Origin of the sequence: Pedobacter sp. Leaf41 (genome assembly GCF_001422545.1) — a bacterium.
In the GTDB taxonomy this organism is placed as follows: domain Bacteria; phylum Bacteroidota; class Bacteroidia; order Sphingobacteriales; family Sphingobacteriaceae; genus Pedobacter.
Window position 1 is genome coordinate 1385857 of record NZ_LMLE01000001.1, and the last position, 16571, is coordinate 1402427.

Here is a 16571-nt window from a genome sequence, read left to right on the forward strand (position 1 = left end):
TTGGTTTTTGTTTTATTGAACAACATATGTACTTTTTGCAGTAACTGCCGATCCTTTTTCTGTGATCCCGTCTGTCTTAATTACAATTGTTCCTTTATTATCGCCATTGTAAAAAACTACGCTTGCTTCTCCTTTGGCATTGGTTTCTACTTTTGGAGCCCAAAAAATGGTTGTCCTCAGATCTTTATTTTTATTTGCAGGATTGCTATAATTGGGAGAGTAAAATGTTCTTGCATTATAATATCCAGTTAAGTCGAGGTTTAGTAAATGAAGATTTGTTGCACCGAGCGCATCCTGTTTTAAGTTAAGACTGATCACATAAACATCGGTACCCGAATTATTAATAAGGTGCTGCACTTTAACCTGATTAATTTTATCCATCCTCAAACTATAATAGTCCCGCCTTTCGCCGACCAACTCTTCCCGATTATTGACTCTTATGATTGGCGTGATTTTTTTGCCATTTGAAATAAATGCAATCCCCTCTGATCCTACTGAATCTACATCTTCGCGAGGGTAAGCTCCACTTACTTTAGTGAGCAAGAAATGCTCGAGCCCGTTAAAAGCGTAATCGGCAGGAGTGATATTGAAAACCTGCTCAGGATAGCCAAATGTCATTACGGTTTCATTAAAGAGGACAACTTTCTTCTTATTTTGATCTGCCTTAATTTGAATATCGTTTAAAGTAATTGAATCGCCGAACTTATATGTTTTATTATAATCCATACGTCTACTGATTTCTGCGTCGATATTTTTAGTAAAATCTTGTAATCCTCTTTTAAAAGTGATGGATATAGGTTTGGTTGCCGAATCAATTTCAAGCCAGCCGCCCTTCTTGCCTTTAGCATCTTGCGAAGAAATTTTTATAGGCTGATCGCCATACCACTTTAGTCCATCAATAAAATAATTTCCATTCTGATCCGTTGTGGTGGTAAATAACTTTTCGCCAGTAAAGCCAGATCCAAATAATGTGATATTCATATTTGGGAGTGGTTTATTACCCACTTTTTCTCTTACAAAGCCTTTTATTGATAGTGCAGGTTCAGGCAAATAACTTACAGACATACTTGTATCGGCAAATTTTCGCCATAAATACGCTCTCCAACCTTGTGTCAGCAAAAGCAAATCCAATTGCTTTAACCGTGAAGGATTTTTAGCATCAAAATATTGGTCCGGATTTTTAATCTCGCCCTTAATTTCTGATTGAAGCAACAAGTAAGTCCGTATATCATTGCCATCATCCGGAATCAAACCATCAACAGCGGCCAGTGAGAAATTGGTTTTGACCGGCATACCAAAAACGTCAGTAGCTTTTACATTAAGCACTACTTTTTCCCGGGCTTGATAAGCCTGTTTGTTGGGTTTAAGTGTATAGGAAACTTTCTTTTCGTCAGCGATAAAAATCAAACGCTCACAATGCGGTTTTCCTAAATCATCAACTAAAGTAATTACAGCAATACCGGCTGGAAAACCCTTGGTCGGAATAGAAACTGAAATACTTTGCTTTGCCATTTTAACTGCTCCTGTGTAAATCTTGTCTCCCGCGTGTTTAATCACAACTGATAAAGTCTTTCCAGCAATTTCACTAAACATCATCTCATTGGCGGTAATTGATGCTTTTAAGTAAAGCGAATCGGCAGTTACATGTAACGACAAACCTTTTTTAAGTATTTCTGGAAGGGGCGTCGAAAATTTCTCGTTGCCAAAAACCACTACCGCTAGATAGGTTTCATTTATTTTGGGCGTGAAAGTAAATAGTCCCATTCCCACGGCTGTGCTTTGAAAACTTGCTACTGTATCGCCTTTGCCAGACACAATACTACCTGAAGCTTTGAGACCATTGCCTAAATCATCATTCGTTTTGAAAGCCACCAAACTGTTTACCCCCTCAACGAGTGCCCCTCCTTCAGGAAAAAATGTAATTGTTTTTTTGTCGCCACTTTCGGCAATGCCAACAGGTTTTTTGTTTGCATTTCGCGTAGCATAAGTGGCATTTTCTTTCAGGTTGTTGGTGATATAGATACTTTTCTGGAATACGAATTCATCGCCAAAATTGCGCATCCAATTGGTGTAAGCACGTATATTATACCAGCCCGTAGCGATAGAATCTGGTAATTTGAAATCGCCACTCCCTAACCCTTTGCTTAGTAAAATCGTTTTTTTATCTAATATCGCCGATTGGGGAGAAACGAGTTCTACATATAAGTTCGCACTACTCGATGTAAGACTTGTGCTTTTTCCGTTCACCAGATAGGCGCTAAACCAAACATCCTCGCCAGTGCTAAAATAGTTCCTGTCCGTTTGCAGGTAAACCTTTTCAAAGAATAACTTCATTGTTTTCGCATCGGGAAGTGGCTTAGCTGATTTTTGCTGTGCCATACCCAACCAGGAGTAGCAACTCACCACAACAAAAACAATAATATGTTTGATTTTCATAAACGCTTAATTAGAATCAATCTCGAAATTATATTTTACCTATAATCAAATTCAGTGTATTATAGTACAATTTGCCCTGCTTTGTTCGCATGGGGCTTCAAGCTTGGAGGCTAACATAGGCTAAAGGTTTAATTGTATTAGAAGTAACAATATATTTTGGTAGTTCTCCCTTTCTAATTGACAAAGCTTCATCGCCATTGCTTGCTGAATTTCTAAACATTAATGTGCCGCTTAACGATTGCCACTGCCCGTAAGAAACCGTACAGAAACAGACCATCATTAACAAAAAATTGATACAAGGGAACCTCATAAAAAAGATATTGGTTAGAAAAGCGTCTCCAAATTAAACTAAACACTCTTTAAGTCGACAATTTAAAGACTAAATCAGAAACTGGCATCCTGTGGTATCCTGTAATTAGATGTTAACATGCTACAGTAACGATCTGAACCCTATAAAGCGATATGAAATTATAATTGAGATATAAATCTTAACAAATTTAATGGAAACATCTTTTTAATGATAGGAACAAGGACAAAGCATGCAAAACCTGGCATGGTAATATTGTAGAATAACATTCGCGAAAAATAATCGTACAATTAACGTTTATTATTTAAAAAAAAATTACATTTACAATTAGTACTGACCAAATATTATATAATGAAACTCATTGCACCTGTAAAAAGTGTTTTAATTACATGCTTAACGGCTTTCTTTGTGATTCCGTTAAATGCACAGCAGCCAAAAATCGTCAAAGTTAAGTTAGATCAACCCATTGCAAAGGTTCAACCCAATATGTGGGGTGTATTTTTCGAGGATATTAATTTTGGTGCAGATGGCGGAATTTACGCGGAACTCATTAAAAACAGATCTTTCGAATTTGCTAAACCTTTAATGGGCTGGTCGATTTACAGGAATAAACCGAGAGAAGGTGAAGTTTTGGTTGTGAACCGCAAAGAAGCCAACGAAACGAATCCCCGCTACCTCCAGATTAAAAAATTAACTGATGATTTCGAATTGATTAATGAAGGCTTCAAGGGCATAGGAGTTAAAAAAGGGATGCGATATGATTTTTCAACGATGTACCGTCAGTTGCAACCTGGAGTGAAAATGGTGTTAATTTTGAAGGATGAAAATAGAAAAATTATTGGTCAGGGCAATTTCATTCCTGAAAGCACCGGTAGCGAGTGGAAAAAGCAATCGGTAAGTTTTGTAGCAACCGAAACCAACCCAAAGGCAAAATTTGGGATTATCTTTCAAGGGAAAGGAAGTATCGATTTAGATATGATTTCGCTATTTCCTGGCGATACCTGGAAGAATCGCAAACAAGGGCTTAGGGCAGATATGGTCCAGTTGCTGGCGGATATGAAGCCAGGATTTATCCGTTTTCCCGGTGGATGTATTGTGGAAGGTACTGATTTAGCGAACCGCTATCAGTGGAAAAATACAATTGGCCCTATTGAAGAGCGGAAACTACTTATTAACCGCTGGAATACCGAATTTGCCCATCGCCCTGCCCCAGATTATTATCAAACTTTTGGACTGGGATTTTTTGAGTATTTCCAGCTGGCAGAAGACATTGGATCAGATGCTTTGCCGATTCTTAATTGTGGAATGGCCTGCCAGTTTAATACCGGCGAAGTAGTGGCTTTAGATGAATTACAACCTTATGTTCAGGATGCGCTCGATTTAATTGAGTTTGCAAATGGAGATTTAAGTACCACCTGGGGAAAAAAGCGAGCTGAGCTTGGTCATCCAAAACCATTTAACCTAAAAATGATGGGGGTAGGCAACGAAAACTGGGGACCGCAATATCTAGAGCGCTTGGCTATTTTCACGAAGGCTATCAAGGCAAAATATCCCGATTTTAAATTGATTAACAGCTCCGGAACCGATCCGGAAGGTGATCGTTTCAATCTATTAAATACCTCCCTGCGTGAAAATAAAGCCGATTTTATAGATGAACATTATTATCGCCCTGCAGATTGGTTTTTGAAAAACGCTGGCCGCTACGATAGTTATCCAAGAAACGACACCAAAATTTTTGTGGGGGAATATGCTGTTCATGCCGATAAAAACGTAATTGGCAGCAATAGGAACAACTGGGAAAGCGCACTGGCATCGGCTTCATTAATGACTGGATTAGAGCGCAATGCCGATGTAGTGCAAATGGCATCGTACGCACCGCTTTTCGCCCATATTGATGGCTGGCAATGGGCGCCAGATATGATCTGGGTTGATAATCTAAATTCTTACGGTACGCCAGATTATTACGTTCAGAAACTATTTTCTACCAACAAAGGCACCGATGTGGTTTCCATCACACTTGATGATCAAAACATCATCGGACAAGATGGTCTTTTTGCTTCATCCGTAATCGACAAAACAAAAAAAGAACTGATCATTAAAATTGCAAATAACACCAAAGAAAGCCAAAGCATAATTTTTGATCTGGAAGGAAAAACTAAATTGAAAACCAAGGGAACAATTGAGGAATTGGCAAGTGAGCAGTTAAGTCAGTTAAATTCTTTCGAAAACCCGCTTGCCGTGAGTCCGAAGGCAGCTGCTATCAGTATAAAAGACAAAAAGCTGAGTACCTCTCTAAAGCCATATTCATTCAACGTTATTAAAATTCCATTCATCTCATACGCCAAACCATGAAGAAATTAATGTTCTTTTTCGCAATGCTCTGCATTAGCTATTTTGCAAATGCGCAAAGCGAAACGTTATTATCCGTTAAGCCTGCGGGCGATCAAATTGTTAGTAAACACATTTATGGTCATTTCTCAGAACATTTAGGAAGATGTATCTACGATGGGTTTTGGGTAGATGAAAACTCTCCTATCTCAAATAAAGGCAGAATAAGGTTGGATGTGGTAGCGGCTTTGAAAAAAATAAATGTACCTAATCTACGTTGGCCAGGTGGTTGTTTTGCCGATGAATACCACTGGAGAGATGGTATTGGACCACGAAATGAGCGCCCGAAAATGGTTAATACCAACTGGGGCGGCGTAACCGAAGACAATAGTTTTGGCACACATGAATTTCTGGAGCTCTGCCAAATGCTAAACTGTGAGCCTTACATTGCAGGAAATGTGGGAAGTGGAACTGTTGAGGAAATGGCCAAATGGGTAGAATATCTCAATTTCGACGGCGTGAGCCCAATGACGGCAATCAGGAAGCAAAACGGAATGGATAAACCCTGGAAAGTTTCATTTTGGGGCGTAGGAAACGAAAGCTGGGGTTGTGGCGGTAACATGACCGCTGATTACTACAGCGATTTATACCGCCGATATGCTACTTATGCCCGTGATTATCCTGGTGCTCCGTTGAAAAGAATTGCCAGTGGTGCCAACGCAGAAGATTACCGTTGGACGGAAACCTGCATGAAAAACATTGGGCCAAATAGAATGTGGGGTTTAACACTTCATTATTATACCCTCCCGACAGGGAACTGGGGCGTAAAAGGCTCGGCAACAAAATTCGATGAAGCACAATACTTCAATACGATGAAAAATTGTATTCGTATGGAAGAAATTGTAGCCAAACATTCGGCAATTATGGACAAGTACGACCCCAAGAAAAAAGTTGCTTTAATTGTTGACGAATGGGGAATTTGGACTGACGTAGAACCGGGAACCAATCCGGGCTTTCTTTACCAGCAGAATAGCTTACGCGATGCGCTAATTGCCGGCACAACCTTAAATATTTTTAACAACCACTCTGATAGGGTGCGAATGGCAAATTTGGCACAAACCGTAAATGTTTTGCAAGCCATGATTTTAACAGAAAAAGATAAAATGCTGCTCACTCCTACCTATCATGTTTTCGACTTATTCAAAGTACACATGGATGCCAAGTACCTTCCGATAAGTTTCACCAGTCCGAATTATACAATGGGTGATCAAAAAATTCCAGCATTGAATGTTTCTGCTTCGCAGGATTCAACCGGAGCCATTCACGTTTCGCTGGTAAATCTCGACCCAAAAAATAAAATCTCTATCAATACAGATTTAGGTGATTTAAAATGGAAAACGGTAACTGGCCAGATTCTTACTTCGGCAAAATTAACGGATATCAACACGTTTTCTGATCCAAATAAAATACACAACGCAAAATTTAATGGTGCAAAAAAATCAGGCAAAGTACTCAAAGTAGATATTCCAGCTCAGTCTGTGGTGGTGCTTGAGCTGAAATAACCAGTATAACTATGAAGAAGATATATATCCTTTTGGCAGCAATGATATGTTGCGCCTCCAATCTATTTGCACAATCAAATAAAGCCGTATATCTGTTTGCCTATTTTAAAAATAACGGTAAAGATGGCCTACACTTGGCTTACAGTAGAGATGCTTACCAATGGACTGCCCTAAAAAATGATTCTTCTTTTTTGAAACCAACAGTAAGTAAAGATCAATTGATGAGAGACCCCTGCATTATTCGTGGCGCAGACGGTTTATTTCACATGGTATGGACAGTAAGCTGGAAAGATAAAGGAATTGGATATGCAAGTTCGAAAGATTTAATTCATTGGAGCGAACAACAATTTTTGCCGGTGATGGCTAAACAGGAAGGCGCAAGAAATACCTGGGCTCCTGAAATTACCTATGATAGCCTTACCAAAACCTATATTATTTATTGGGCAAGTACTATAACAGGAAAATTTAATGAAACCGCTTCGAGCTTAGAAGATGGTTACAATCACAGAATTTATTTTGTAAGCACTAAAGATTTCAAAACCTATTCGGAAACAAAACTGCTTTATGAGCCAGGTTTTAACGTAATCGATGCAACCATCGTAAAGGACAAGGGAAAGTTTATTATGTTTTTAAAAGATGAAACACGCGAACCCGTTCAAAAAAACATCAAGATTGCCACTGCCGATCATTTGAATGGTCCTTACTCAAACTCTAGTCAATCCATAACTGGAAAATACTGGGCTGAAGGGCCAACGGCAATCAAAGTAGGCAATGAATGGCTTGTTTACTTTGATAAGTATCGCGATCATCGATATGGCGCCATCTTATCTTCAGATTTAAAAGACTGGACTGATGTTTCGGACAAAATTTTACTCCCGAAAGGTTTGAGGCACGGAACCATCCTCACAATAAAAGAAAAAGAACTCAAAAAATTATTAAAGCAATAACATGATATTAAGACGATTAGGCCTATCAATAGTAGTGCTTCTAACGATGCAATTTGGCAGTAATGCGCAAGAGAAAATTATCGTAGCGAAAGGCAATCCAATTATAACGGATAAATATACGGCAGACCCTGCGGCCTATGTTTACGGCGATTCGGTTTACTTATACACCGGACATGATGTAGCGCCGAAGGGAAAGGAGAACTATGAAATGCATGATTGGTTAGTGTATTCTTCAGCAGATATGATCAATTGGAAGGAACATCCTTCACCGCTAAATGTTAAAAACTTTGTGTGGGCAAAAAACGATGCCTGGGCTTCACAAGTAATTGAACGCGATGGAAAGTTTTATTGGTATGTGGCTATTTCTCACGGAACTATACATGGAAAATCTATCGGAGTAGCGGTGTCTGACAGTCCTCGGGGGCCTTTTAAAGATGCGATTGGTAAAGCACTGATTACAAATGATATGACTACTGATGTCAAAATCAGCTGGGACGACATTGATCCATCTGTAATAATTGATGATGATGGACAGGCGTATTTATTTTGGGGAAACCAAAGATGCTATTATGCCAAGCTTAAAAAGAACATGATCGAATTGGATGGCCCGATACAAAAAATTAACATTCCCGAATTTACCGAGGCACCTTGGATACATAAACGCAAAAACTGGTATTATCTTTCTTATGCTTCAGGTTTCCCTGAGAAGATTGTTTATGCCATGAGCAAAAATGTAAATGGACCATGGGAATATAAAGGCATTTTAAATGAAATAGCTGGGAATTCGAATACCAATCATCAGGCTATAATCGATTTCAAAGGAAAATCATATTTCATTTACCACAATGGCGCCATTAATACCGACGGCGGCAGTTTCAGAAGATCTGTTTGCATCGATTATTTGAACTATAATAGCGACGGAACGATAAAAAGAATAGTGATGACCAGCGAGGGAGTAAAAAAGCAAAATAAACACCTTGATTAGTGGTGAAGATTATTATCTAGCTTTCGCTTACAGGACCTGAACTATTTTTGCTAAAACTGCATCTTTTTCTTCCGCATCAGCGGAAGAGAAAAAAAGCTCAAAGATAAAAGCTTAAAAGCTAAAGTAAAAGGACTAAAGCTGGCAAAATCGATTGGCGATAAATTTTATTGCCGTCAGTTTCAACTGACGGAAAATAAATAAAGCAACCAAGGCTTTAGCCAAATGCTGCCGTTTGAAAGTCTTTGTTTCTTGTAGCTCATTAAGTACCTAAACCCGACAGCAGCGAAAATACTTTTTATTTGCAGCAACCTTGAATACGCTGTCATGCTGAGGCACGAAGCATCTGCAGCCGATGAAACAGATGCTCCGTAGCTCAGCATGACAGAAAGCCGATAAAAAGATTGTAGCGAATGGCGGGAAGCAGATAAATAAACTTCTTTAACTAATTATTGGTTGCTAAGATTTCCTAACCTTCAAATGTTATCGCATCAATCTTACTTCGTAAATATTGGCAATTCTGGCGCCTTTACTAGCTTCGAATCTTAGGGTGATTTCCTTATTCATCAGAGATTCTGGAATTAAAATATCTTTTGAGAAAAAGGTATTCCCATTACCTCCATCCATTGAGATTTGCGTTACAAGTTTGCTATTAATAATCACATCGAAAGTTCGGTTTTTTTCTGCTCCATATAATAATAATCTCACTTTGCGAGCTTGTAAATCTTTGTTTTGCAACACATAACTGAACCAACCAGATCCATTTCTAAAATGTTGATCGTTGAAAGTTCCATTTTCCGTTTTCTCACCTTTAAAATCGTGATCAGACTCGGGTTGCTGTTCACCAGTATTTACAAGATCAATGGTTGCCAATTCTAACGCCTGTTTCTCCTTTTCGGCAAGCGCAATAGCCTTCGCCCGTTCGGGTAAGCCTTCTATCGTAGCATAAGGAAAATAAATGACGTATCGTTTCTCCTCTAAATTGTAAAAAGGAACAAGCTTTAAATCTTTGTATTTCGGTTGATAAATCAATGTTGCAGCACTAAATTCCAATGCATCGTTCGGTAAAGGTTTTACCTGATTAGCAAGGGTGCTCTTAGTTCCAGTTACCAAAGGCGCTTCGTTTATCGGTAAAAGCTTACCCGATGCAATATGTCCCATTCTGCTACCGTCGGCAGTGATATTCGGCTGGTCCAGCGTATCTAACGCTGCCGCCAATACCACCGGACCATGTACAAAGGAAACCCAGTCAGATCCATCAGGCATAAATTCAGTTGAGGTATGCATTGGTAAAACTACCTTGATCCGATCGCCTGTTGACCATAGTCTGTTAACACTCACATAACCATTTTTCAAATCTTTCACTTCAACAGATTTTCCGTTAACAAAAACCTGCATTTTATTTTTTTCAACCCATGAAGGATAACGGAAGTTCACAGCGAATTGCTGTTTTTTCGTCAATGAAATTTCAAGCGTGGTAAAATCGGTGTTTGGAAAAGATGTTCTTTGAACAGCCTTTAATCCGCGTTCTTTCCAATCAACTTGTGATGGAATGAAGAGGTTTACAAACAAATTTTTTTCATCATGAGCATAAATCAACTCGCCGTATTTACCATGGTTTTCCAATCCTGATCCCACACAACACCAAAAACTTTCCTGAGGATTTGAATAGGTTCGGTAATGCCCGGGACGCATGGGGGTAAAATACACAAACCCGCCTTTGCTGCGTTGCGAACTGAGAATATGGTTATAAAGCGTTCGTTCGTAATAATCTAAATAAGTGTTTGATGGATTGGCAAGAAACAGCTGCTTGGTGAGCTTCAGCATATTGTAAGAATTACATGTTTCCGGTCCTTCCCTCGACTCAAGCATCGAAGAAAAATCGTTTGAAGGATGAAAATGTTCCCTCACACTGTTTCCACCAATGGAGGTGGTTCGATGGTTTACAACTGTTTTCCAAAAAAAATCTGCAGCGTTTGCCATTGTGGTATCGGCTGCAACCAAGGCAATTTGTTCAAACCCAATTACCTTCGGAATTTGAGTATTGGCATGCAAACCATTTAAAGAATCTTTATTGTCTTCAAGCGGATTTAAAATAGAGAGATCTGAAAACTGCCTGGCCAGTTTAAGATATTTTTTATCTTTAGTAATTGAATATACATTGGCAAAAACCTCATTTAAGCCGCCATGTTCACTCTTTAACAAAGTTTGAATTTGCTTATCGGTTAAACCCGACACCAGATCAATGCACCAATCAGTAAGCTTAATGAGCATTCCTTTCGCCTTAACGTTTCCAGCAATAGCATAAGCATCGTAAAGGCCGGCGTAAATTTTATGAATGTTATACAATGGGACCCATCTATCATTTAGCGAGAAACTTGATGATATTATATTGCCTGCTTTAATCTGCTCCCAAATTTTCTTTCCGTCAGGCACCCCGGAAAGATAGCCATTACCATTTTTGATTTGACATTTCTCCAACTCATCGATCATATAATCGAGCCGCTGCTTTACTTTAAAATCGCCGGTTGAGGCATACATTAGTGAGAGTGCAGAAACGTAGTGGCCACCGATGTGCCCATCTAAACCCGTATTTTCCCAGTTACCGTACGAAGTTGTTTTTGGTGTTAAGCCAGCCTCTATAAGGTATGGTGCTAAAAGTTTATCCGCGTTTAGCGAGAGCATATAATTTAGATCGGTTTGCTGGGCGGCCACAAAAGGACCTTCTAGTAAACGCACATCTCTCAACTGAAATGCAGTAATTTTCTGTTGCGCTAAGCAGCATACTGTTACAGTAGAGAAACAAATAAGGGAAAGAATAAATTTCATAATCATGGATTAATTGCCATCAGGTTTGATTAAGCTGCTATTAGGGCTTTCAGGCCATTTCCAAACTGATGGGTCATCTGGTTTTGATGGATCAAAATTAGGAAAATCGTTCACAATATATTTTGCAATACCAAGCTGCTGAGCTTTAATTCCTAAAACCACGCATTTTGCAATTTCATAAGCCCCGTACGGGTTGAAATGTGTATTGTCTGCCAATGGTTTATCTTGGTCGGGATAGCTATTTGCTGGATAATGAACAAAAGCTTTTTTAGATTTTTCTTCGCCCAATGCATCGTACAATTTGGCTGTCATCACATTAAGATCAATTAACGCAACTTTTTCCTCTTTAGCCACCTTCCTTGCGGCATCTGGATAATCGCCAAGTGTATTCTGTGTTTTTCCATCTGCTCCAAAAGATCTTCTGCTAGTGGAAGTAACAATTACAGGGATTCCACCAATTTTCTTAAATTCAGAAACGAAGGTCTTCATCCGCTCCGTATAGGATTTATAAGCTCCATCATTGACGCCTTTTTCCTTTTGATCGTTGTGGCCAAATTCTATAAACAGGTAATCGCCTGGCTTTGCAATACTCAGAATTTTATCCAACCTTCTGCTGCCTTGAAAAGAGCCCAATGTGAGGCCAGACTCTGCATGGTTGGCAATGGCAACACCAGGTTTAAAAAACCGGGGAATCATTTGCCCCCAGGATGCCCAAGGTTCATTTTCCTGATTGACAACTGTAGAATTGCCAGCCAAAAAAACAGTAATCTGATCTTCAACTTTTGCAATTTCTAAGCCTGCTAATGCTGTTTGGTGATCAAACTCTAAAGTTAATTTATCGTCCCAATCTAGTTTGGTGAGCTCACGGGTTTTCAGCCCGACAACCCGGCCATCTTTAATGTTTTTATTTTTTACATTGACAATGAATGATTTGACCACATGTTGGCCTGGTTTCGTTTTCACGTCTTCTAACATCAAACGGCGGGATTCTGCTTTAACCGTAGTTAACGACGATTCTTTTGCATCTCCCAATGTTAAGGTTACACTATAATTTCCCTCTGGTACCGCTACCGAAAAATAAAACGGCTTATTGCTTCGCACCAGGTCGGCATTGAGCAGGTTTTTGCCTCCCCGGTCGATTCCTTCTACCTTACTATCAAAATCGAAACCATATTTTTTATTATTTGAAAAGCTGGTTGTTGGTAAAATTTTGATGTGGTTTTTAGCTGCCTTGCCTGGACCAAAGTCAAACTTATAATCTATACTTTGCGCTCTTAATTGGTGGCAGAAAAACACAACGCCGCTAATTAATATTAGTTTTTTAAAATTCATTTGCTTTTTTTTCGATGGTTATTTTCCGTGGGTAGATGTTTTATTTCCGGCGATGTTTAAATCGATCTTATCCGCCCTGATATTGGTGGCATATACATTCCATAAATCATCCACAAATAAAATTATTGTATTCATAAATTGAATGTTCAGACCGCAATCGGCAGTAGGAAAATATTTGGTTAAGCAATTGAAAACTCAATCGCAACCAAATATGCAGAAACAATTTTTATTTGCCATCCTGTAGCCACCCGTCCAAATCATTCAAGAAAAAAAACAAACTAAAGCTATTTTACTTTGGAAATAATTTCTGTTTGCGCCGCCTTTAAACCACCACCATTTACGTTTAATTTTATTTTTCCCGGATTAACGGTCGACTCTACCAGAACAACCAGTTTTCCGCTAAATAATTTCATGGTAGGTTTCTCAAAACTCTCTAAAGATGTTGCATCTCCATTACACACAGCTTTAAATTTTCCATTACCGCTCACATAAAACTTGAGTTGTTGACTAGCTGTAGGACATAGATTTCCGTCTTTATCAATGACCGAAACGGTAACAAAAGACAAATCTTTTCCATCTGCATCAATTACGCTGCGATCTGGAGTAAGTACAATTTTATAAGGCTTACCTGCAGTTACTATCTTTTCTTCCGCAGCAGGTTTACCTTGTGCATCGAAAGCTACAACTTTTAGCGTTCCCGGTTGATATTTTACATCCATCCACATCAATCTGTATCTATTCTGGGGTGATTTTTTGTCTTTTTTACGAATGCCGAGGCTTTTTCCATTCAAAAAAAGCTCAGCGCTATCATAGCTGGTGTAAACAAAAACAGGTGTAGTGTCTCCAGTTCTATTTTCCCAATTCCAATGTGGAAGTAAATGCAATGTTGGTTTAGTTTTGTTCCATCGGCTTCTGTATAAATAGAATCGGTCTTTTGGCAGACCTGCTAAATCAGAAATTCCGAAATATGAACTTCTTGAAGGCCAGCTATTATCGTAAGGTGTTGGCTCGCCCAGGTAGTCGAAGCCAGTCCATACAAACTCCCCGATCACCCATGGTTTATCATCCTGCATTACAAAATCATCATCAGGAAGATTAGACCAGCTGCAGTATTCCATATCATAAGATGAAGATTGAAAATCATCATACTGTTTATCTTTGGCTTTGACCACGGGAAATTTATAAACCCCTCGCGAACTTACTGTAGAGGCGGTTTCAGAGCCTAAAATAAAACCTTGTGGGAAAGCCTTGTTGGCCTCCTCGTAAAGATGCACCCGATAATTTAATCCTGGAATATCAAGAAGTGCCCCGAAGCCAGATTGCATAGTGGCCTTAACCTGATCCATGCCTACGGTAACCGGACGAGTAGGATCTTCACGATGAAAAATTTCCTGTAACCATTTTGCCCGTTTAACCCCTTCAGCTCCAAACTGATCGGGTACTTCATTTCCTGAACTCCACATCACAATACTCGGGTGGTTTTTGTTTGCCTGTACAAGATTTACGATATCTTTCTCAGCATCGGTATCGAAATACAAATGATAACCATTTTCTACCTTTGCTTTTGCCCATTCATCGAAACTTTCTGCCAGGAACATAAATCCCATTTCATCGCAAAGCTCCAATTGTTCGGGTGATGGCATATTATGCGAACTCCTGATTGCATCGCAACCCATATCTTTCAAGATGGTTAGTTGTCTGCGTAAGGCGGCCACATTAATCGCGGCTCCGAGCGGACCTAAATCATGATGTAAACAAACACCTTTAAATTTTCGTACTTGTCCATTCAAACTGAAACCCTGATTGGCCTTAAAGCTAATGGTTCTGATGCCGAAACGCGTTTTAACGATATCTTTTACCTGGTCACCATCGTATACTGTAGAAACAAGCGTGTATAAATATGGGTTTTCGGGGCTCCATAATCTTGGTTCAGAAACGCGAATATTCTGATCTGCCTCCTGTCCGAAAAAAGATTTTGTAGTATCTACAGCAACCTGTTTACCCGAACTATCCAAAACCTGATTAACCAGGCGCAAGTTTGAGCCAGTTAGTTTGGTTTTTACGTTCACCTTGGCGAATCCCTTTTCTACCACCGGTGTAGTGATGGTAATGCCCCATTGATCGATGCTTTTCTCTTCTTTGACGATGAGGTGAACATTGCGATACAACCCTGCACCAGGATACCACCGGGAAGATTTTGGCTTGTTATTAAGGTGAATGGCCAGCACATTATCTTTTGATTTTAGTCCATGGGTAATGTCTATATAAAAATAATTGTAACCATAATTCCACTGCCCCACTTGCTTTCCGTTAAGGTAAACCCGGGGTTCGCTCATTGCACCATCGATTTGTAGCAACACTTTTTGCGTTGAAGTAACGGCTGGAAGAATAAGTTTTTTTCTGTACCACCCTTCGCCAATATAGGGTAATGCACCCGTTCTACCTGTTTTTTCAGTAGGCTTAGTTTCACCGTTCTGCGTGATGGCAGTAACTTGTTTGTCTATTTCCTTATCGAAAGGACCAGAAATAGCCCAATCATGAGGAACCCGAACGCTTTGCCATTTACTGTCGTCAAAACCTGGTGCAGCTGCATCGGCAAAAGTGCCTTTAGAAAACTTCCAACCATCGTTAAGTACGATTTGATTTCTTTGCGCTAAACCCTGAAAATAAACGGATAAAAGAAGCGATAGGATTAAGATTACTTTGGGTTTGAACATTGTCTTTGCGCCTTTTACCGGCGTGGTTTATGGTTAGGATTTTATCGGTTTGTGAAGAAACGAAAGATTTAACAGAAAGTCAATTAAAATAAGTAAAACATGGAAATTGTTATATTTGCTATGCTTGAAGAATTAACCTGACAACATTAACTAACCATTGATTTATGCATATTTAAAAAAAATTGATGCAAAGATACGATCATTGGTAGCGGCTATCCACTTATGACCTATAAATTAAAATCAGACAAAAAGATAAAGGAGGGTTTTGTAGGCCAACAAATGATTGTTCTTCCACCGAATGTTAAAAATTCGGTTGTTAAGAATGATTTAATTAATCAGTTGTATCTCACAGCCATAGGCTATTATCCACATGCGGTTTACCATAGCAGGGAGCGTAAACTCGGGTGCAGCGAATACATATTGCTCTTTTGTATCACAGGGAGCGGGTCTGTAACCATCGAAGATCAAAACTTTAAGCTTAATCCCAACCATTTCATCATTCTGCCGAAACAAGTTGGGCATAAATACGAAAGTTCACAAAGCAACCCGTGGACACTTTATTGGATACATTTTAAAGGCGCTAATGCTGATATTTTTTATCGTCGATACTTGGAAAATATCCAAACCCCTGTGTTCTCTGCGTATGATGAAAAAAGATTTCGAGAATTTGAGATGATGTTGAAAATACTCGGGAACAGCTTTGAGAATAGAGATTTAGAAATTGTAAACTTGAGCCTACAGAATTTCTTGGCACATTTAATCTATTCCAAAGAGATTAATCCATCCCATATCGAATTGGATAAAGTTGCCAGATCGATTGCATTTATGAAACAAAATATTGCCATCAACTATTCGCTTCAGGATCTGGCAACCGCACAACTCTTGTCTGTAACCCACTATTCCAGACTTTTCAAAGCAAAAACCGGACGTTCTCCTAACCAATATTTTAACGAGTTGAAAATACAGAAGGCTTGCCAGTTTTTATATTTTAGTGATTTGAATATCAAGGAAATCTGTGTAGAGGTGGGTTTCTCTGATCAATATTATTTTTCACGATTATTTAAAAAAATGATGGGCATCGCTCCTGTTATATATAAAAACCAACATAAACGGTCTTAGCAACAAACAAGA

The 16571-nt window shown here is 39.1% G+C and carries 9 protein-coding genes; 5 read left to right on the top strand and 4 right to left on the bottom strand.

Annotation, left to right across the window (positions count from 1 at the left end):
* Positions 1-12 precede the first annotated feature (12 nt).
* Complete coding sequence (locus tag ASE92_RS05925) at positions 13-2436, bottom strand: MG2 domain-containing protein (protein WP_157255640.1); 2424 nt, start codon at positions 2434-2436, stop codon at positions 13-15.
* A gap of 658 nt (positions 2437-3094) precedes the next feature.
* Between ASE92_RS05925 and ASE92_RS05935 the strand changes: the two genes are divergently transcribed.
* The 4 genes from ASE92_RS05935 to ASE92_RS05950 are packed head-to-tail and all read left to right on the top strand — an operon-like array spanning position 3095 to position 8565.
* Positions 3095-5095, top strand: coding sequence for an alpha-L-arabinofuranosidase C-terminal domain-containing protein (locus ASE92_RS05935; RefSeq protein WP_056849121.1), 2001 nt, complete (start codon positions 3095-3097; stop codon positions 5093-5095).
* Entirely contained in the window at positions 5092-6633 is a 1542-nt protein-coding gene (locus ASE92_RS05940) for an alpha-N-arabinofuranosidase (protein WP_056849122.1), read from the top strand. Before ASE92_RS05935 ends, ASE92_RS05940 begins: the two co-directional genes overlap by 4 nt.
* 11 nt (positions 6634-6644) lie before the next feature.
* Complete coding sequence (locus tag ASE92_RS05945; RefSeq protein ID WP_056849123.1) at positions 6645-7580, top strand: glycoside hydrolase family 43 protein; 936 nt, start codon at positions 6645-6647, stop codon at positions 7578-7580.
* Between the two features lies 1 nt (position 7581).
* Entirely contained in the window at positions 7582-8565 is a 984-nt protein-coding gene (locus tag ASE92_RS05950) for a glycoside hydrolase family 43 protein (RefSeq protein ID WP_056849124.1), read from the top strand.
* Positions 8566-9045: 480 nt separating this feature from the next.
* On the opposite strand, the gene ASE92_RS05955 is transcribed toward ASE92_RS05950, so the two are convergent.
* The 3 genes from ASE92_RS05955 to ASE92_RS05965 form a co-directional block, all read right to left on the bottom strand.
* Positions 9046-11391, bottom strand: a complete 2346-nt coding sequence (locus ASE92_RS05955) for a glycoside hydrolase family 127 protein (protein WP_056849302.1) — start codon at positions 11389-11391, stop codon at positions 9046-9048.
* Between the two features lie 9 nt (positions 11392-11400).
* Positions 11401-12723, bottom strand: coding sequence for a rhamnogalacturonan acetylesterase (locus ASE92_RS05960; protein ID WP_056849125.1), 1323 nt, complete (start codon positions 12721-12723; stop codon positions 11401-11403).
* 284 nt (positions 12724-13007) lie between these two features.
* Positions 13008-15440: a DUF4982 domain-containing protein gene (locus ASE92_RS05965; protein ID WP_056849126.1), complete on the bottom strand. Its 2433-nt coding sequence runs from the start codon at positions 15438-15440 to the stop codon at positions 13008-13010.
* 222 nt (positions 15441-15662) lie between these two features.
* Between ASE92_RS05965 and ASE92_RS05970 the strand changes: the two genes are divergently transcribed.
* Positions 15663-16559 (top strand): AraC family transcriptional regulator, encoded by an 897-nt coding sequence (locus tag ASE92_RS05970; RefSeq protein WP_056849127.1) that lies wholly within the window; start codon positions 15663-15665, stop codon positions 16557-16559.
* Positions 16560-16571 lie beyond the last annotated feature (12 nt).